The organism is Slackia equolifaciens, assembly GCF_003725995.1.
GTDB lineage: Bacteria > Actinomycetota > Coriobacteriia > Coriobacteriales > Eggerthellaceae > Slackia > Slackia equolifaciens.
Window position 1 is genome coordinate 84962 of sequence record NZ_QIBX01000005.1, and the last position, 19464, is coordinate 104425.

Annotated in this window: 18 protein-coding genes and 5 tRNA genes; all 23 read left to right on the forward strand. The window is 60.3% G+C overall.

What is annotated here, in order from left to right; translation table 11 throughout:
* Positions 1-50 precede the first annotated feature (50 nt).
* A complete protein-coding gene (locus tag DMP06_RS04495) occupies positions 51-899 on the forward strand; it encodes a hypothetical protein (RefSeq protein ID WP_123208558.1) in 849 nt (282 codons plus the stop codon).
* 3 nt (positions 900-902) lie between these two features.
* Positions 903-1454 carry a hypothetical protein gene (locus DMP06_RS04500; protein ID WP_123208559.1) on the forward strand — a complete coding sequence of 184 codons (552 nt, stop codon included), beginning with the start codon at positions 903-905 and terminating at the stop codon, positions 1452-1454.
* Complete coding sequence (locus DMP06_RS04505) at positions 1447-2271, forward strand: hypothetical protein (protein WP_123208560.1); 825 nt, start codon at positions 1447-1449, stop codon at positions 2269-2271. The genes DMP06_RS04500 and DMP06_RS04505 overlap by 8 nt, the downstream gene beginning before the upstream one ends.
* A 382-nt stretch (positions 2272-2653) precedes the next feature.
* Positions 2654-3145 carry a ribonuclease HI gene (rnhA, locus tag DMP06_RS04510; RefSeq protein WP_123208561.1) on the forward strand — a complete coding sequence of 164 codons (492 nt, stop codon included), beginning with the start codon at positions 2654-2656 and terminating at the stop codon, positions 3143-3145.
* Positions 3146-3368: 223 nt separating this feature from the next.
* Positions 3369-3442: transfer RNA gene (locus DMP06_RS04515), tRNA-Cys, on the forward strand.
* 6 nt (positions 3443-3448) lie between these two features.
* Positions 3449-3524, forward strand: a tRNA-Gly gene (locus tag DMP06_RS04520).
* Between the two features lie 69 nt (positions 3525-3593).
* The gene (locus DMP06_RS11320) at positions 3594-3989 is read left to right on the forward strand and encodes a hypothetical protein (protein ID WP_148042492.1); all 396 of its coding nucleotides are present in this window, start codon (positions 3594-3596) and stop codon (positions 3987-3989) included.
* 36 nt (positions 3990-4025) lie between these two features.
* The gene (locus DMP06_RS04525) at positions 4026-4394 is read left to right on the forward strand and encodes an MGMT family protein (protein WP_123208562.1); all 369 of its coding nucleotides are present in this window, start codon (positions 4026-4028) and stop codon (positions 4392-4394) included.
* Between the two features lie 386 nt (positions 4395-4780).
* Positions 4781-5452: a hypothetical protein gene (locus DMP06_RS04530; protein ID WP_123208563.1), complete on the forward strand. Its 672-nt coding sequence runs from the start codon at positions 4781-4783 to the stop codon at positions 5450-5452.
* Positions 5453-5675: 223 nt separating this feature from the next.
* A complete protein-coding gene (gene ffh, locus DMP06_RS04535; protein ID WP_123208564.1) occupies positions 5676-7115 on the forward strand; it encodes a signal recognition particle protein in 1440 nt (479 codons plus the stop codon).
* A 175-nt stretch (positions 7116-7290) separates the two neighbouring features.
* A complete protein-coding gene (gene gap / locus DMP06_RS04540) occupies positions 7291-8292 on the forward strand; it encodes a type I glyceraldehyde-3-phosphate dehydrogenase (protein ID WP_123208565.1) in 1002 nt (333 codons plus the stop codon).
* Between the two features lie 55 nt (positions 8293-8347).
* Complete coding sequence (locus DMP06_RS04545) at positions 8348-9532, forward strand: phosphoglycerate kinase (RefSeq protein ID WP_123208566.1); 1185 nt, start codon at positions 8348-8350, stop codon at positions 9530-9532.
* Between the two features lie 240 nt (positions 9533-9772).
* On the forward strand, positions 9773-10549 hold the full coding sequence (gene tpiA, locus DMP06_RS04550) for a triose-phosphate isomerase (RefSeq protein ID WP_123208567.1): 777 nt from the start codon (positions 9773-9775) through the stop codon (positions 10547-10549).
* A gap of 217 nt (positions 10550-10766) precedes the next feature.
* Positions 10767-12425: a 2,3-bisphosphoglycerate-independent phosphoglycerate mutase gene (gpmI, locus tag DMP06_RS04555; protein WP_123208568.1), complete on the forward strand. Its 1659-nt coding sequence runs from the start codon at positions 10767-10769 to the stop codon at positions 12423-12425.
* A 385-nt stretch (positions 12426-12810) separates the two neighbouring features.
* Positions 12811-13701, forward strand: coding sequence for a prephenate dehydrogenase (locus DMP06_RS04560; protein ID WP_245962376.1), 891 nt, complete (start codon positions 12811-12813; stop codon positions 13699-13701).
* The gene (gene aroC, locus DMP06_RS04565; protein WP_123208570.1) at positions 13702-14790 is read left to right on the forward strand and encodes a chorismate synthase; all 1089 of its coding nucleotides are present in this window, start codon (positions 13702-13704) and stop codon (positions 14788-14790) included.
* A complete protein-coding gene (locus DMP06_RS04570; protein ID WP_245962380.1) occupies positions 14790-16100 on the forward strand; it encodes a bifunctional chorismate mutase/prephenate dehydratase in 1311 nt (436 codons plus the stop codon). Before aroC ends, DMP06_RS04570 begins: the two co-directional genes overlap by 1 nt.
* A 114-nt stretch (positions 16101-16214) precedes the next feature.
* The gene (locus DMP06_RS04575; protein ID WP_123208571.1) at positions 16215-17507 is read left to right on the forward strand and encodes a shikimate kinase; all 1293 of its coding nucleotides are present in this window, start codon (positions 16215-16217) and stop codon (positions 17505-17507) included.
* Positions 17508-17713: 206 nt separating this feature from the next.
* Positions 17714-17788: transfer RNA gene (locus DMP06_RS04580), tRNA-Val, on the forward strand.
* Positions 17789-17791: 3 nt separating this feature from the next.
* Positions 17792-17867: transfer RNA gene (locus tag DMP06_RS04585), tRNA-Gly, on the forward strand.
* A gap of 83 nt (positions 17868-17950) precedes the next feature.
* A complete protein-coding gene (gene secG / locus DMP06_RS04590) occupies positions 17951-18208 on the forward strand; it encodes a preprotein translocase subunit SecG (protein ID WP_123208572.1) in 258 nt (85 codons plus the stop codon).
* 59 nt (positions 18209-18267) lie between these two features.
* A tRNA-Leu gene (locus DMP06_RS04595) sits at positions 18268-18356 on the forward strand.
* A 357-nt stretch (positions 18357-18713) separates the two neighbouring features.
* The gene (locus tag DMP06_RS04600; protein WP_123208573.1) at positions 18714-19265 is read left to right on the forward strand and encodes a hypothetical protein; all 552 of its coding nucleotides are present in this window, start codon (positions 18714-18716) and stop codon (positions 19263-19265) included.
* Positions 19266-19464 lie beyond the last annotated feature (199 nt).

The following is a 19464-nucleotide window of genomic DNA, read 5'->3' on the forward strand; positions in this document are numbered from 1 at the left end:
ACGCATGTAATCCACCGTGCGCCTGCGCGCGGAGAAGGAAGGAGGCCCCAATGGCCGACAAGCAAGACAACCCCGTAGAGTTTTTCAGATCGAAGACGCATCCCGTGACAATCTGGAAGGCAACCCTGAAGGGGTATCGCGATGGGTTCCAGGGGCGGCCTGTCAAGCTTGCCGACGGGATGCTCGATTCCGAATACATCCGTGCAACGCTTGCCCGCTACGAGCAAGACCTTTCGGCCAACTGGTCGAACTGCATCCCCAAGGTGAGTTCCATCGAGGCCTCCGTCTCATTGCGCGAACAGGAGCTTGGAGCGCTTCGACCTCGGCTCGAGGCGCTGAGGCAAGAAAGGGAGCGCACGCGCGGATCGTTCGACCCTAAGGCCCGCAAGGCGGGCGAAGAGAGGCTCGATGACGAGTTGGTCGCCTCCAGGCGCAGGGCCGATCTCAAGCGCGAGCTGGCGCCGACGCTTAGGTTGATTGAGGAGACGGAAGGGCGTGTTCACCAGCTCGAGCAGGAGCTATGCGGACTCAAGAACCGCGTGCGCGAGGTGGAGAGCATCACGACGCTTTACTGCAACTGTCTGGTGAACGAATGCGATGAGGTCCTTTCGCATTATGTACGAGCGGCGCTGCGGGCCATGAAGAATCCGATCGATCCGCCTTGGCGCCTGCCTCGCGTGAGGCTCGACGGCCAGCGCTTGTACCTGGCAGGACGCGCCGGAAAAGCGCTCGATAACAGCGAGGTGGTGTGCCCCTCGCGCGGCGTGGAGTTGCGAGACGCGTTTGGGGCTGGTGGAACATATGGCGTCGGATATGCGAGTGCGCCTGGATGGGGCACGAGTGCGTCATCGGATCATCCGGACGCATCGAGCGAATCGTCGGAAGGGAAGGTGGCCTAAGCCATGCTGAAGAGACTGAAGAAGGCGAGAGCCTCAAAGCGCGCCGGCGCCATCCCCGCACGCGGGTGCGGCTCCATTGTACTGAGCGGCGTGAGCGATGTGTCTCCGCTCGAAGCGATTGCCGGCGAGTACGTGATGCCCGATATGGAAAGCTTCGAGGACGAGATGATGCGCAAGGTCGAGGGCCTCATTGCGGCGGGCGCGCTCGACGCCGGCAACGGGGAGGCGCTTGATGCGCGCATCGACATGGAGCTCGAGCGCGTGTGCGCACGGTTCGAGCGTCAGCATGCCGAGAACGCGGTGATGCTCGACCGCATCGAAGCATCGCTTCAGGCGCGTCTGCGCGAGATTGAGGTGCGCGAGGCCGATGTGGCGCAGCGTTTGGGCGGTGCGCGAGACGAGGCGGAGCGGGTGCGTGCGCATGAGGGCGCCGTCAAGGGAGCTTGCGCCGCCGCATCCGAGGCAGGCGCGGCCGCTTCGCCCACCGTGGTCCGCATCGCTCCACGCATCGAAGACGGGGCGGTTCAGGAGATGAAGGGGGTCAGCAATGGCTAGAACGACCAAATCCGCGCTCTCAAAGATCGACGCAGGGCGTAGGAGGGCGTCAGGCACGGCGCGTCCGCTGTGGCTTCGCGCTTCGCAGGCCGCGCTCGTTCTGCTGGTGTGCGGCGATGCGGCGCTTCTGTACAGCTGCGCCGTGAAGGGGCTCGACGACGACTTCCTTCCTATCCCCATCACCATCAGCGTGCTCATGGGATGCGTCCTTCTGCCTCATCTGTTGGGGCGCTATGCCAAGCGCATGCGCGCCGAGGGCAACCCGCGGGGCGCCATCGTGGCAGCAGTCGGCATGGCGGCGCTGTTCGTGGCGCTGGTGGCAGCGGTAACGTATTTCCGACTGGCGGGCGACATCTCGCTTTTCGCCGGCACGCAGGCCACCGACGCGTCCTCGACCGACCTTGCTGCTATCGGGTCGCAGGTCAGCTCGTCGGATATGGGCAACCAGATTGCCATCACGGTTCTCATGAGCGTGATGCTTGTAGTCACGGCCACGTGCAGCTTCTTCTGCGCCTCGTGGAACGACGGCCAGCGCGAAGCCGACAAGCGCGTGCTGGCATTTCAAGAGCTCTCAGATGGCATGCAGGGTGATTTGGTGGAGCTGCGTCGCGGCGTGGAGAGCGTGCAGAACCTGCGTGCCGCGGATTCCGCCGCCTTCGAGGCCGCCAAACGCGAGGCAAGGGCTTCGTTCGGAGCCGTAAAGGCCGACGTTCGCATCCGCCTCGAGCAGGCGCTGGCAAGCCCGTCTGCCACCTCGCGCCTGCAGGGTCCGGTGCCCGAGGCGCAGGCTATGCGCGCAGAGGCAGGCTCCGCCTAGGCCACGTTGCGGGCTATACGGGCAGAGGCGGGCTCTGTCTAGGCCACGACGCGGGCCGCAGAGGAATACGGTCCGCGCTGGCCAGGTCCTATCCGCGCGATCGTCGCGGCCGTCAAGGAGGCGTGCGATGCGATCCGTGCAGGCCAAGTCGCGCCTCATTCCGTTACGCAATTCAGAAGCTTCCAAGCATAGATGCGCATCTTGCGGGACAAGGTGCGCATCGACGCTTTTCGTTTTGTTGATACGATACCTTGCTTTTTTGCTGTGCCGGCGGTGTGCCTATGCCGTCGGCTTTGTGTCATCTGAGCGAGCAAGCGTGGCAGGTTTGTGCGCTGTGGTACCATCATGCGGCTTTGGGTAATCTATCGCGGGGGATAAGAAGATGCATGTCAACATTTATACCGACGGCGCGTCGCGCGGCAATCCCGGTCCTGGCGGCTACGGAACGGTGATGCACTATACCGATCCTTCTGGAAAGCTTCACGTGAAAGAGCTCTCTCAGGGTTTCGAGCGCACCACCAACAATCGCATGGAGCTGCTTGGCGTGATCGTGGCGCTCGAGGCGTTGCGCCGGCCGTGCACCATCGATCTGTATTCCGACTCCAAGTATGTGGTGGATGCATTCAACCAGCATTGGGTGGATGGGTGGCTCAAGCGCGGGTGGAAAAACGCCAAGAAGGAGCCCGTGAAAAACCCTGACCTCTGGAAGCGTTTGCTTGAGGCCAAGCGACCGCATGATGTGACGTTTCATTGGGTGAAAGGCCATGCGGGGCATCCCGAGAACGAGCGCTGCGACGAGCTTGCTACGAGCGCCGCCGACGGGGAGGGGCGTATTCGCGATGAAGGCTTCGAGGCGGGCGAAGGGCTGTTCTAGAATGAGCCAAGCCTGGGCTTTCTGACCATAGCGGTGCATCCTGGGCATGTCGCAAAGGTTGCCCGCCGATGCTCTAAGCAGGCGCGACATGGGCTGTCGCGTGCTTCGCGGTCGGGATGCAAGGCAAAATGTGTACGAACGTCCATATTTTTCGAAATTTCCCCTTGCGCTTCGTAGACGTCTTTAGTAATATATCGCCTCGCGCAACGCGAAGCGTTGAATCGGCGAGATGGCCAAGTGGTAAGGCAGGGGCCTGCAAAGCCCTCACCACCGGTTCGAATCCGGTTCTCGCCTCCAATTTATGCGGACATGGCTCAGTTGGTAGAGCATCACCTTGCCAAGGTGAGGGTCGCGGGTTCGAGCCCCGTTGTCCGCTCCAGAAACACCAGCCCCTCGAAAGAGGGGCTTTTCTTATGCGTGGCATTGTTGCCGCTGCAAGGCGAATCTTATGAGTATGACCGATAGTGGCTGGGCTTCTCCACGATGGATGGGGCTTCGCTTGCGGCGCCTTCGTGTCGCGTCCGCGGAATTCCTCTTCTCCATAACGGATGAGCCTTCGATTTTTGGACAAGATTTCAACTTAGCCGGGTTCGTCGGACGTTTGCGCGGCATTTTGTGCCCAGGGCCGCCTTGCGAGCTGCCACGAATCCGCCTCTCTGAAACAATGCGCATCGTTATGCCAGGTAAAACCCTTATGCAACTTTTTTCGCTAGCCGATGCACGCGGCTATCCTGCAAAGTTGTCCAAAAATAAAGAGAAGGTTCGTAAAAACATCCCAACGTTCGCCTTTTACCATGCGACTGGATATCGATGCGGTATCCTTTCAGGGCAATTCGCAATGTGATGATCGGCGATAAGCCAATCGATTGGAGCGCGTTATATGGGCGACTTTTCAGACAAGGTATTCGAGCAGGTGCGACGCATTCCAAAAGGGAAGGTGTCTACGTACGGGCAGATCGCGAGGCTTATTGGCAGTCCGCGATCGGCTCGGTATGTAGGATGGGCGCTTCGCGGCAATACCGAACCGGTGAAGACTCCATGTCATCGCGTGGTATTTAAGGACGGGCGCCTTGCGGAAGGGTACGCGTTCGGCGGAGAAGGCGTGCAGCGTGAGTTGCTTGAGAAGGAGGGCGTGCGGTTCGTAGACGCCGATCATGTAGATATGGAAACTTGCCTTTGGGATCCGGGGTTCGATGACGTGGGCCGTCCGGCGGATATCGACTGGGGCCGCGAAATGGGCGATGTCTGATCCCGCGATTTCCTGTTTGCTTTTGGGGATGCACGCGCGGCTGCGCCTCCTCTTTGGCGCGGAACTCCCCGTATCGATTCGTTGAGGTTGGTGTGCGCGTGAGATTTCCTTGTTGCGTGGCCGTGCGCATGAGCCAGCCGCTTGGTCTTTTCAAACTCAGGAAACGGGTTGGCTACAGAACGTTCTCCTTTAGAAAACGATTTCGGATTGTCGCACGTCAGCCGCCTCCTTCGATTATGATGACGCCGAGAACCCGTGGGGCGTTCCCGCGAACGAGGGCCATCCTCGGAGGCGGAAAGCTGTTTTATGGAGCCCTCCGTCTGCTCTTTAGGCGAGAGGATTCTCTAGGGTTGATGGGCGGAGAAGCCGGAGCGAGGAGGGGAACCATGATGAGCAACAAGCGCATGACGAGGAAGCATACGGCCGTGTTTTCGCGAGGCGGAATAAGGTTTATGGCTCGTGCGTTCGCCCTGTCGGCAACGGCGGCGCTTTTGATGTTCGTTCTCTCGGGCTGCATGGTGACAGATCAAACGGATGCCACGCTTGACGATGCGCGCGACGCGGTGCAGGAAGCCCAGGATGCAATAGACGGTGCTGCCGGCGACGTCCAGGATGCCTTAAACGGCGTGGGCGATACGCTCTCGGGCATCGCGAACGCGCCGCAGGCGTTGCTGGATATGTTCGATTCCGCAGATGCCCTGTTCACGAAGATGGCGAGTGCTGCGGTGTACGACGCGAACACCGGCGAAGAGATCGCTGTAGTGGATGACCGTCAGGCTATCGAAAATGTCGTGTCGAAGGTGAACCTGGTTAAGCTCGTATCTTCGCACCCCGATTCATCGACGGCGGAGTATCAGATTACGTTCTCGCAGAACGAGACCATTAAACTAGGTCAGTCCGCCGACGAGCTAAAGCAGGTAGAAGCTGTCACGTTCACTACGTACACCGATTCGAATATCGTAACTATTTACATTCCCGCGGTTCATGATTCCATCAACACGTTCGATTTCGAGGTGTCCCAGGAATTTGCCGACGCGCTTCGTGGCCTTGCTGGATAGCGGGTCTGCGATCTGGCCCGGAATCGTTCGGGGTATTGCCGTTACGCGGGGCCACTCCGTGGTGTTTCCGAAATGATGACGAGCGAATGCGCCTATTGCGGCGAAGGCTCCTTTATAATCATTCGTTGCGTAATGATGCGGCCGAGCCGTAATGTCATGCGGTCGGTGTTTGTCCCGGCCTTGCATGCGACGGACGCGTAGCCGAGCAACGATAGGAGCATTCATGTTCGACAGTCTTTCCGACCGCCTGCAGGGCATCTTCTCGGGCCTGAAATCAAAAGGCCGCCTGACCGAGCAGGACATCGACTCCGCCATGCGCGAGATCCGTATGGCTCTCCTTGAGGCGGACGTCAATTTCAAAGTGGTCAAAAGCTTTATCAGGTCCGCCAAGGAGCGCTGCCTCACCGCCGAGGTCATGGATTCGCTCACGCCTGCGCAAAACGTCATTAAGGTGGTGCTCGACGAGCTCACCCGTCTGCTTGGCGAAAACGATGCCAAGCTCACGCTGTCAAGTCGCATTCCCAACGTGATCATGCTTGTGGGCCTGCAGGGCTCCGGTAAGACTACCGCCGCCGCCAAGCTCGCTTATCTGCTGAAGGGCAAGGGGCACAGCCCGCTGCTGGTTGCTTGCGACGTGTATCGTCCCGCCGCTGCCGACCAGCTGCAAACACTGGGCGATGAGATGGGCGTCAAGGTGTATCGCGGCGATGGGCAGGATCCGGTGAAAATTGCCAGCGAGGGCGTGCGCTTCGCCATCGACAACCTGCGCGATGTGGTGATCGTGGACACCGCCGGTCGCTTGCACGTGGACGAGGACATGATGGCAGAGGCCGAAGCCATCAAGGAGGCCGTCACTCCGGACGAGATCCTCATGGTGGTCGACGCCATGACCGGCCAGGACGTGGTCAATGTCGCCCAGGCGTTCGCCGAGCGCGTGGAGTTCGACGGCGTGATTATGTCCAAGATGGACGGCGACGCCCGCGGCGGCGGCGCGCTGTCGCTCAAGCAGGTCACGGGCAAACCTATCAAGTTCATCAGCGCCGGCGAGAAGCCCGATAGTCTGGAAGAGTTCCATCCCGACCGCATGGCCAAGCGCATTCTGGGCATGGGTGACGTCATCAGCTTCATCGAGACCGCATCCAAGATTCGCGCCGACGAGATTGAGGCCGAAACCGCCGAACGCATGCAACGCGCCCAGCTCAACCTGAACGACTTCCTGGAGATGAAGAAGCAGGTCAAAAAGATGGGCGGCGTGTCCAAGCTTATAAGCGCTCTGCCTGGTGGCGACAAGGCTATGGCGTCGGGGCAGGTGGATGAGAGCGCTCTCGACCGTATGGAGACCATCATCTTCTCAATGACGAAAAAGGAGCGCGAGCACCCCGACATCCTCAATGGCAGCCGACGTGCCCGCATCGCTCGCGGCGCCGGCGTTACCGTGCAGGATGTCAATCAGGTCATGAAGCAATACAACGAGACCAAGAAGATGATGCGCAAGATGATGCCCGCCATGGAAGCCATGGAAGGCGGCCGCGGCAAAAAGGGCAAGAAGGGCAAAGGCAAGGGTAAGGGTCGCAGGCCGCGTTTGGGTATTCCCGGCATGGGCGGCATGAAGATGAGCGACCTGAAGAAACTGCAATCGATGATCGATGCTCAGGACAAGTAGTCCAAGCGTCACGCTTTCGGACGATGCGCCCGCCGCTTTGCCTGAAAGTATGTTTCTGCGCGGCTAACGGCTCAATCCGCGGGGCGTCCGGCGCGCTCGTGCGTATTCTTCTTGCACGGCAACCGCGCCGCCGTATAATCGGAATGGCATGTAAATCCTAGAAAGGGGTTTGGAAATGGCAATCAGGGTTGGCATCAATGGTTTCGGGCGCATCGGTCGTCTCGTGTATCGCGCTATGGCGAACGACCCCGAAATCGAAGTGGTCGCAGCCAACGACTTGGGCAATATCCCTGCCGTCGCACATTTGCTGAAGTACGATTCCGTCCATGGCCGTGCGTTCGAGAAGGTCGAGGTCGTGGAAGACGGCTTCATCGCTGACGGCCACAGGGTGCGCGCCCTTTCCGAGCGCGATCCGCTGCGTCTCGCCTGGGGCGAGCTGGGTGTCGATGTGGTTGTTGATTCCACGGGCGTGTTCAAGACCGGCGAGCTTGCGCACAAGCACATCGAATCCGGCGCCAAGAAGGTGGTCATTACCTGCCCCGCCAAGGGTGAGGACATCACCGTGGTCATGGGCGTGAACGACGGCGATTACGACAAGGAGAAGCATCACATCATCTCCAACGCGTCGTGCACCACCAACTGCCTGGCTCCGTTTGCCAAGGTGCTGCTTGAGAACTTCGGCATCGAGCGCGGCTACATGAACACCGTGCATGCTTACACCAATGACCAGAAGATCTTGGACCTGCCCCATAAGGACCTGCGTCGCGCCCGTGCCGCCGCGTTGTCCATCATCCCCACCACCACTGGCGCCGCCCGCGCTGTTTCGCTGGTGCTGCCCGAGCTGAAGGGCAAGCTGGACGGCTTCGCCACCCGCGTGCCCGTGCCCGACGGGTCCATGGTCGATCTCACGGTGCAGCTTTCCCGCCCGGTCACCAAGGAGGAGATCAACAACGCGATGAAGGCCGCGGCCGAGGGTCCGCTCAAGGGTATCCTTGAGTACACCGAGGATCCGATCGTCTCCTGCGACGTCATCGGCAACTCCCACTCGTCCATCTTCGACGCCCAGCTCACCCAGGTGATGGGCGACAACAACGACCTCGTGAAGGTGGTTGCTTGGTACGACAACGAATGGGGCTATTCCAACAGGGTCAAGGATCTGGTCAAGATTCTGCTCTAGTCATCTACCACGGTGCGCCGGCTTCGGGCCGGCGCATTCTTTCTAAGGAGGCATAATGGCCGATATCAAGTCCGTCGAGGCGGCCGACGTTCGCGGCAAGCGCGTCCTGGTCCGTGTCGATTTCAACGTTCCCGTGAAGGAAGGCGCCGTCACCGATGACACGCGCATCCGTGCGGCGCTGCCCACTATCACGTATCTGCTCGAGCATGGCGCGAAAGTTATTCTGATGAGCCACCGCGGTCGCCCCTCCGGCAAGGGCTTCGAAGAGGAGTTCTCCATCAAGCCTGCCGCCGAGCGTCTGGCGCAGCTGGTGGACGCTCCGGTCGCCGTGGCGAGCGACGTGGCGGGCGAGAACGCCCATGAGATGGCAGATAAGCTGCAGCCGGGCGAGATTCTGGTTCTTGAAAACCTGCGCTTCGATCCGCGGGAGAAGAAGAACGATCCGTCTTTCTGCGAGGAGCTCGCCTCGCTCGCCGAGGTATATGTGAACGACGCGTTCGGCACCGCCCACCGCGCCCATGCCTCTACGACGGGCGTGGCTCATCTGCTGCCTGCCTATGCGGGCTTTCTCCTCGCGGGGGAGGTGCAGACGCTTTCCGGCATGCTGGCCGAGCCCAAGCGTCCTTTCGTCGCCATCCTGGGCGGCTCGAAGGTCTCCGACAAGGTTGGCGTGATCGACGCGCTTATCGACAAGGCCGACACCATCATCATCGGCGGCGGCATGTGCTTCACCTTCCTGATGGCAAAGGGCTTTGAAGTGGGCACCTCCCTCAAGGAGGAGGATTGGGTCGAGCGCGCTCGTGCCATGATGGAGAAGGCACAGGCGGCCGGCTGCGAGCTTCTGCTTCCTGTTGACGTTGTGGCCGCCGACAAGTTCGCCGAGGATGCGAATACGGTCACCTGCGCAGCCGATGCCATTCCTGCAGATATGATGGGTCTGGATATCGGGCCCGAGACCGAAAAGCTCTACGCCAACGCCATTGCCGGGGGCACCACGGTGTTCTGGAACGGTCCCATGGGCGTGTTCGAAATGAAGGCGTTCGAGCACGGCACTCGCGCCGTTTGCGAGGCCGTTGCGGCCAATGAAGAAGCGGCGACCATCATCGGCGGCGGTGATAGCGTTGCGGCCGTGAACAAGTTCGACATGGCCGACCGCATGACGTTCATCTCCACCGGCGGAGGCGCCTCCATGGAGCTCGTGGAGGGCAAGGCGCTTTCCGGTGTTGAGGCGCTGAAGTAGTTTTACGTTGCCCTGATGTACGTGCGAGTTCGGCGGGGAGGGGTTCCACGCGCAGTTCCGCACGGTAAGCAGGCCAGTGGCCTGTTTAGTCCCTGACTCCTGCTCCCGAGAGGGCGCGTCGGCGGGCGTTTGTCGAACGCCGGCTGCGAACCAGGACTGGACTGGCTGCGCGTGGAGCCTCCCCTCCGCGCCAGACCTGCGTTACGAGTTTCAATCTCAATCGTCCAGAAAGGACTTTGCATGACCCGCAGACCTATCATTGCCGGCAATTGGAAGATGAACATGACGCCGGCCGAGAGCGTGATTCTCTCGCAGGGCATTTCCAACCGCTATGCGCGCGGCTGGGACAAGGTGGACGTGGTGGTGTGCCCGCCCGCTATCGACCTGCGCTCGGTGTTCACCGTGCTCGATTTCGACAAGTCCAACATCGACGTTGGCGCGCAGAACGTGCATTGGGAGCCCTCCGGCGCGTTCACGGGAGAGATCAGCATCCCCATGCTCAAGGATGTGGGCTGCTCGTGGTGCATCGTGGGCCACTCCGAGCGTCGCGAGATGTTCGGCGAGACCGACGGCGACGTGAACCGCAAGGTGCGTGCGCTGGTGGATGCTAAGATGTGCGCCATCGTGTGCGTGGGCGAGAGCCTTTCCATGCGCGACGGCGGCGATGCGGTGCAGTTCGTGTGCGACCAGGTGCGCGCGGCGCTTGCCGGCCTTGATGCGCAGGAGGTCGCGTTCGTGACTGTCGCCTACGAGCCCATCTGGGCCATTGGCACGGGTCGCACGGCTACGCCCGAGCAGGCGCAAGAGATGGCGGCCGCCATCCGCGCAACGGTTGCGGAGCTCGTGGGGCAGGAGGCCGCCGATGCCATGCGCGTTCTCTACGGAGGCTCCATGAAGCCCGAGAACGCCGACGGTTTCCTGGCATGCCCCGACGTTGACGGCGGCCTTATCGGCGGCGCGGCTCTCAAGGCCGAGGATTTCGCTGCGTTGGTCGAGGCGGCGGCTAAAACCGCATAATGCATTTCACGAGGGGTCGCCCTTTGCGCGGCCCCTTCGTGTCTACAACTCGGAGCGTGGCACGCATCGGACATTCGCTCCTCGTGTAGCACACGGCCCTTCGAAACATTCTAAACTCGCATTTTGTAGCAGGACATTAGCGCCTGAGTTCAAGCTCGGAATTTTGTATGATGGCCTATCGGGCTGCAATGTAAGGTAGAAAGAAAGGAAGCCTCTTATGCGTGACGACCTTCGTCTTCCCGCGCTTCTCGTGATTATGGATGGCTTCGGCATCGAAAAGCCCGGACCCGGCAACGCCATCTCGCTCGCCAAGACGCCCTATTTGGACGAAATCAAAGCGACCAGCCCCCGTTTGACGCTTGACGCATCGGGCGAGGAAGTGGGTCTTCCGGCGGGCCAGATGGGCAACTCCGAGGTAGGGCACTTGAACATCGGCGCTGGTCGCGTGGTTGATCAGGAACTCACCCGCATCAACAAGGCGTGCCGTTGGAACTTCTTCGCCGACGAACAGGAGTGGTTCGAGGAGGCCCCCATCTGCAAAAACGCTGCGCTCAACGAAGCGATAGACGCCGCGCTGGAATCGGGAGGCACGCTGCATCTGATGGGGCTTGTGTCAAACGGCGGCGTGCACTCCAGCAACGAGCACCTGTATGCCCTTGTGCGCCTCGCTCATGTGCGGGGCGTGTCCAACGTGCGCGTGCATTGCTTCATGGACGGACGCGATGTGCCCCCAACGAGCGGAAAGGGCTTCATCGAGGAGCTGGAGTCTTCGGCCTTGAATGGCACCAATTGGCTTGCGCGCATCGCCACCGTCTCGGGCCGCTATTACGCTATGGATCGCGATAATCGCTGGGATCGCGTGAAGCGCGCATGGGACGCTATCGTGCACGCGCAGCCCGTCACTGAATTGAAGGCAGCGGATTATATCCAGGCATCTTACGACGCGGGCGTGACCGATGAGTTCATTGAGCCTGCGGCTATGCAATACGATCAACGGGGCATTTCTCCCGCTTACGATGGCATGCATGATGGCGATGCGGTGGTGTTCTTCAACTTCCGCCCCGACCGCGCCCGCCAGCTCAGCCACGCATTTTTGGACGACGATTTCGACGGCTTCGACCGTGGCGAGCGCCCGAACGTGCATTTCGTCTGCTTAACGGAATACGACGAGGCACTGGACGCTCCGGTGGCGTTTCCCAAGGAGTTCCCACAAAACGTGCTGGCCGACGTGCTCTCCAATGCGGGCTTGCGCCAGTATCACATCGCCGAGACCGAGAAGTACGCCCATGTGACGTTTTTCCTCAACGGCGGCATCGAGGCAGAAAAAGCGGGCGAGAAGCGCGTGCTCATTCCTAGTCCCAAGGTGGCGACCTATGACTTGCAGCCCCAGATGAGCGCACCCGAGGTGGCCGATACGCTGGCGGCCGCAATCCGCAACGACGAAGCCGACGTGTATATCGTCAATTTCGCAAACTGCGACATGGTGGGCCATACCGGCATCATCCCGGCCGCCGTCGCTGCGGTCGAGGCGGTGGATGCCGCGGTGCACAAGGTGGTGGACGCCGCGGTTGAGAAGGGCGGTTTTGCACTGATCACGGCCGACCATGGCAATGCCGATAAGATGCTCGCTGCGGACGGAAGCCCTCATACGGCTCACACCACCGCTCGGGTGCCGTTCGTTTTGGTTGATTCCGAGACGGGGGAAGACCGTGCGACGCTCAAGATGGGCAATGGCGCGCTGTGCGACATCGCGCCCACGCTGCTCGACATTGTGGGGCTTGAGGCGCCTTCGGAAATGACGGGGAGGTCGCTTCTCGCCCATGAAGGCGCGTCCATTCTCACGGGAGTGCATTCTCGCGAGGGTGCATTCTCCTGATTGGGGAGGTTCGCTCAATCTGCGTTCGCAATAAGCTCGCCTCCGCGCATTCGTCTCATACGCCCGGCACCGCTATGTGGAGCTGGGCGTTTGCGTTTGCAAAGGCGTTTTACGTATCTGGAGCGAAAGCGGGGTATTCGGCCGCACAAGGAGAGAGCGTGAACCATGGGGCGATGCAGAAGCGGATACGGGGAGGCATTCAGCCGAACAAAAGAGGGCGTGCGAGCTATGGGGCGATGCAGAAGCGGGCACAGGGAGGCGTCAACTCGTGCAGGGGATGCGGGTTCACCTTCTTCTCCAATGTTAACACTCAGTTTCAAGATGCGCTTTAGTATGCGCTAGTGCTATGATGGCCGGCACGACTAAATTGATGGAGGATGCGCAGATGGAAGAACATGTTCAGCACATTCGACCGCCGCGCTGCGTTGGCGTGGTGGGGCTAGGCCTGATCGGCGGCTCGTTCGCCAAAGCTTACGCCGATGCGGGCATGAAGGTGCTCGCGCACGACATCGACAAGGGCACGCTTGCAGCGGCATGCGGGGAGGGCACGGTGGCCGCCCCGCTCACCCGTGACAACGTTGGAGAGTGCGATGCGGTGATCGTGGCGCTGTACCCGCAGGATACGGTCGATTGGGTGGTTGAGCACGCCGATTTGTTCGGCTCCGAAGCGCTTGTCATAGACTGCGGCGGCGTAAAGCGCCCGATTTGCGAGCCCCTTTTTGAGGCGGCCGAGCGAGCGGGTTTCGCATTCATGGGCGGCCATCCCATGGCGGGCACGCACCACTCGGGCTTCCGCTACGCGCGAAGCGACCTCTTTGCCGGTCAGCCCATGGTGCTGGTTCCGCCCGCCATTTTCTCCCCCGAGCTCATCGACCGTGCCAAAGCCGTTCTCGATCCGGCGGGCTTCGGCTCCTATGCCGTTACCACGCCCGAGACGCACGATCGCCTGATCGCCTACACATCGCAGCTTGCGCATGTGGTGAGCTCGGCGTTTGCGAAAAGCCCCACGGCTCTTAAGCACAAGGGCTTTTCTGCGGGCAGCTACAAAGACCTCACGCGCGTGGCGGAGCTCAATCCCGATATGTGGACCGAGCTGTTTCTGGACAACGCCGATAACCTGGATACTGAGCTCGAACGCGTTATCGTGGAGCTGCAGCGGTACCGCGATGCGATTGGTTCGGGCGACCGCGAGGGCCTGCGCCGTCTTTTGGCGGAAGGCTCGGCTGCCAAACTCAAGGCCGACGGCCGCTATGCGGATGTCCAGGGGATGATGTAGATGGCATCGAGCATCGGAAAGATCGTGCGCATTTCCATTTTCGGACAGAGCCATTCGGCCGGTATCGGCGTGGTCATGGAGGGCGTTCCTGCAGGAAAGAAGATAGACCTCGAGCGCCTGCGCGCGTTCCTTTCGCGCCGTGCTCCTGGCGGTATGCCGTGGTCCACGCCGCGCAAGGAGGCCGACCTGCCCGAGTTTCTCGGGGGCATCGTTGACGGTGTGACCTGCGGTGCGCCCTTGGCGGCGGTCATACGCAACACCAATACGAAAAGCGAGGACTATGATGAGCTGCGCCGTATCCCGCGTCCCGGTCACGCGGATTACACCGCGCAGGTGAAATATGGCGGCGCGCAGGATGTTTCTGGCGGCGGCCATTTTTCGGGGCGGCTTACCGCCCCTCTGTGCATAGCGGGCGGCATCGCGCTTCAGCTGCTCGAGCAGGAGGGCGTGGCTGTCGGCGCCCACATCGCCCGCATCGGCGCGGTGTGCGATGCGCGCTTCGACGCCCTGCGCGTCACGGCCGATGGCGTGCGCGCTCCCGGCTCAAAGGCGTTCCCTGTGATCGATGACGCGGCGGGCGAGGCCATGATCGCCGCGATCGCCGAGGCGCGCGCGGCAGGCGATAGCGTAGGCGGCGTCATCGAGTGCGCCGCCGTGGGCATGCCGGCGGGCGTGGGCGAGCCCATGTTCGACGGCGTGGAGGGCGCCCTTGCGCGCATGCTGTTCGGTGTGCCCGCAGTTAAGGGCGTGGAATTCGGGGCCGGTTTTGGTGCGGCGGATCTATTCGGCAGCCAGAACAATGATTCCTATCGCATGGAGAACGGCCGAGTGGCGCTTCAATCCAACAACGCGGGCGGCATTCTGGGCGGCATTACGAACGGCGCGCCCGTGGTGGTGCGTGCGGCGTTCAAGCCTACGCCTTCCATATCAAGGCCGCAGATGAGCGTCGATATGGAACGCGGCCAAAACGCCGAGCTCGAGGTTCGCGGCAGGCACGATCCGTGCGTTGTAGTTCGCGCCGTTCCCGTGGTGGAGGCCGCCTGCGCCCTTGCCCTGTACGATCTTCTGCTTCAGTCGAGGAGTGTTTGATGGAAGCTGACGTGAGCCGCGGTGAACCCGTGGAGAATATGCACGAGAGGGGTCTAGAGGAGTCTGGTTCCGGCGAGGCGTGCGCTTCGTGCGAGCTCGATGCCGCGGGGGGCGAATCCGCTGCATCGAGCCATGCTTCGAGCGTAGAGGAGGCCGCGGCAGCGCCCGTGGTAGACCTCGCTGAGTCACGCGCTCGCATCGACGAGATAGACGCGCAAATCATAGATTTGTTTCAGCGCCGCATGCGCATCTCGCGCGATGTGGCTGCCTACAAAAAGGCCACCGGCATGCAGGTGTTCGACAAGGCGCGCGAAGACGCCAAGGTGGCGCGCGCCCGTGAGCTCGCCGACGACGAGTTCAAGGATTACATGGCGCCGCTCTTCGACCTTCTCATGGAGATGAGCCGCTCGTACCAGGACAATATTCTTGCGCACGACACCCAGCTTGCTCGCGACGCCCGCGTCGTCGGGCGAGCCGAGTTTCCGGCATCTGCACGCGTTGCCGTTCAAGGCGTGCTCGGCGCATATTCCCATATCGCCGCGACGGAGCTCTTCAATGAGCCTGAGGTTTCGTTCCTTTCCACGTGGGAGGACGTATGCGACGCGGTGGAGTCGGGCGCTGCCGAATTTGGCGTGCTTCCGCTCGAAAACTCAACGGCGGGCGCGGTTGATCGCGTGTACGCCCTTATGCGTTCGCGTGGCCTTTTCATCGTTCGCGCGGCTACGATGCGCATCGAGCACGACCTTCTGGCCAAGCCCGGCGTGAGTCTCGAGGATGTGCATGAGGTGTTCTCGCATGAGCAGGCTCTGCGCCAGTGCGAGGGTTTCATCGCCGGCCTTCCGGGCGACGCGGTGGCAAGCGTCCGCGCCAATACCGCTATGGCGGCCCAAGCGGTTGCGAACAGCCCTCGGCGCGATGTGGCGGCAATCTCGTCGGCGGCGTGCGCGCGCATCTATGGCCTCGACGTTTTGGCGCACGACATCCAGGACGAAGGCGACAACTACACGCGCTTCGTGTGCGTGGCTCGCAAGCCGGCGCTTTACGGCGCGCCCACCACAAGCTCGTTCCTCATCGTGACGCCGCACATTGCGGGTGCATTGCACCGGGTGCTGGCGCGCCTTGCCACACTGGGCATCAATATGACCAAGCTCCAAAGCCGCCCTATTCCCGGGCGCGAGTTCGAATTCATGTTCTACGTGGATGTGCAGTGCGTGCCGGGCGACGAGGCGTTCGACGCCATGGCTCGTCAGATTCCTACGTTGTGCGAGGTGTGCCGCTATTTGGGCAGCTATGAAGAGGTGTCATGCTAGCGCTGCTGAACGGTTGCCGATGACATCGGGTCGTTCGCGCGGTGCGTTGGTGTTAAAAAGCGCCGAGGCCTGTACGCAGGCTTCGTGCCAATGCGGATAGAGAGTGAGGGTCGTATGGCAGAACAGAGGATATACGGGCTTTTAGGCGAGGATTTAAGCTACAGCTACTCTCCACGCATTCATGCGATGCTGGGAGGCTATGAATATAAGCTCATGGAGATGAGCCGTGAGGATGCGGCGGAGTTCGTCAAGCACGGCGAATGGGACGGCCTCAACATCAGCAAGGCCATCCAAAAGGAGATCATGCCGCTGTGCGACGCCTTCACCGATGCCGTGCGCAAGGTGGGGTCTGTGAACGCGCTGGTGAAGCGCGAGGATGGCACCATTGTGGGGCATAATACCGATTATTTCGGCTTTTCCTATCTGCTCAATTCCTATGGTATCGACGTCATGGGCCGCAAGGTTGTCGTGCTGGGCTCGGGCGGAGTTGCGAAGGCCGTTCACGCCGTGCTGCAAGACCGCGGCGCCTACGAGGTGGTTGTTGTGGGCGATGAGGGCGATGTGCCCATGGAACGCGTGTCCGAGCATTACGACGCCGAGTACGTGGTGAATGCGACCTCGGTCGGCGTATACCCGAACTGTCCCGACTCTCCGGTCGACCTCGAGCCGTTCGCGCGCACGGGGGAGCTGCGAGAGGGGTATGCAGACGGCCTGTTCGCGCTGATTGACACCACCTACAATCCTGCGCATTCGGGCATAGCGTTGCAGGCCGAGAAGCTGGGCATTCCGGTTGCGGGCGGCCTCCCCATGTTCGTTGCTCAGGCCAAGGCAAGTGTGGAGTTGTTCACGGGCAAGGATGTTTCGGCTTCTCAGATGGAGGCAGTACAGCGCAGGATCGCGTTCGAGACGGCAAACATAGTGCTGATCGGCATGCCAAGCGGCGGCAAGAGCACCATTGGCGCGCTGGTGGCGCAGAAGCTCGAGCGCGAATTCATCGACATCGACGACTATATTCCCCCTGCGGCCGGCAAATCCATCCCCGAGATCTTCGCGGAAGACGGCGAAGAGGCATTCAGGCTTATCGAGACTAAGGTAACGGGGGATATTTGCAAGGAAGGCGGTCGTGTGGTGGCCTGTGGCGGGGGAGTGGTGACCCAGCCGCGCAATTACGATCTCCTTCATCAGAACGGCGTTATCGTGATGCTCAGGCGACCGCTTGAACAGCTGATCAGCGATGGGCGTCCTATGAGCATCAGCAAGGGCGTTCCGCGCCTGGCGCGCGAGCGTGCGCCGCGCTATGTGTCGTGGGCGGACGTGATCGTTGACAACACTCTCTCGCCCGACCGCGTGGCTGATCGCGTGATAGATACCGTGCTTGCCTGTTTTGACCTGGATACGCTTGCATGAATGCTCGTGTAGGCTTTTGCACAGGTGCCGTTGGTGCTAAGCGGGACGAGCGAGGGGCTGCGCAAAGGTCGGCGAAATGGGCTGCCAGTCATTTCCTCTTTCCTTCTGGGATGTTTGCCGCATTGCAAAAAAGTTTAAAAAAGTGCTTGCAATGGTTGGGGCAAATGGTTAATATACTTACTCGCTGGTTTGACCAGCCCGAAAATGGGCGGTTAGCTCAGGGGGAGAGCACTACCTTGACACGGTAGGGGTCACAAGTTCAAATCTTGTATCGCCCACCATTTGCGGACATGGCTCAGTTGGTAGAGCATCACCTTGCCAAGGTGAGGGTCGCGGGTTCGAGCCCCGTTGTCCGCTCCAGAATTTTGAAGGCCGCTCGAATGAGCGGCCTTTTTCAGAGAAACGGCGCCAATGGCGCAGCAGCAAGGTAAGGAGTTAGTGACGTGAATCCGTTGCTCATCTTCGTTCTGATCGTTTGGGCCATCTCGGGCATCGGCCTTATCGTGTTCGTGCTTCTGCACTCCGGTAAGGGCACGGGTGTTTCCGATATGATCGCCAGCTCCCTGTACTCTACGCAGACGGGCACCAATATCATCGAGAAGAACCTCGACCGCATTACCATTATCTTTGCGATCGTGTTCATCATCTCGCTGCTTGTGCTGATGATCATTTATCCTCAGGGCTCTATTGCAGGTGCCTAAAAATTTCTCAAAAAGGTTCTTGCAATCTTCTGAGAGTTTGGTATTATTCTTTCTTGCGCGTCGGAGTGGTGGAACGGCAGACACGCTAGCTTGAGGTGCTAGTGCCCACATACCGGGTGTGCGGGTTCAAATCCCGCCTCCGACACCATCGAATGGTAACGCTCCCTTCGGGGAGCGTTTTTCTTTGCAAAGACTTTACTGTTGCCTTTCTCGATTGTTTCTATACTTAGTTGCAAGCGGGAGTTCTGTGTCCTGTTGCGTAGCCGATAGGCAGCTCGCTGCTCGACGGGGTACCGATGATTCAGCCGATTGCCCCAGCCGATAACGGCCCGGATGACTAAAGCAATCGGTCCAGCCAAGGCGGCGCCTAGGAGGGTTAGCTATCAATTTGTGTAAAGGATGGACCGGCTGTCGCGTTTGTTCCGAAGGAATTCCGTACCGGGTTGCGGAATCAATCATTGCTCTCGGAGCTGTTTAGAGTTGGCTGCGATAGGGGAGTGTTCTCATGGCGGATTTCAACCGTCCTCCCACCAAGGACGAGATACAGTATATGGGCGACCTCATTCACGGGAAAAGGCATCTCGATCTTATCGTGATAGCAGTTCTGACGGTCTTAGGGGCGCTGTTTGGTGTTGCCATAGGGTTCTCTAATGCCGCCATGGAAAACAAGCCCGTAGATGTCGGATTCACCCTCATGTGTGCCGGTGTCGTTGCGCTGGCCTTTCTCGTTGTTACATGGCTCATGCTCAGCGCTATTCGCACAATTATTGCAATATGCAAATCATGGGTTCCGGCTAGAGTCATCGTAGGGGTCGTGTGCGTTCTTCTGCTGGCGCGGCTGTCCCAAAGCGTTATGTTCTGGATGCTTGATCCGTCAAGTATCGTCATGAACCTCGTGACGGGGTGTATGGGGCTGATATTCGTCATCCTGTTCCTTATGCTGGGACTTCGATTGCTGTTTCTTGTTTACTGTATGATCACAGGAAAAGACGACGAAGAGACAACCGCACGTGCTATTGCTGCTCAAAGGAATCCCAAGGAAAAGAAGCGTGATTGACCATCTGCGTTTGCGCGCTTGCGGGAAATGACTTAGCCTCGTCTGCGTCTGCGTCTGCGTCTGCCGTGTTCATGCGCGCAACGCGTCCCGTGTCTTGTCACGATGCGCCTCGCGTCAGATGCCATGAAAATCGAGTTGCGAACTTTGCGTACAAGTTAATCCGTCGAAAACGACATTATTCTTGAGTTGCGAACTCTTT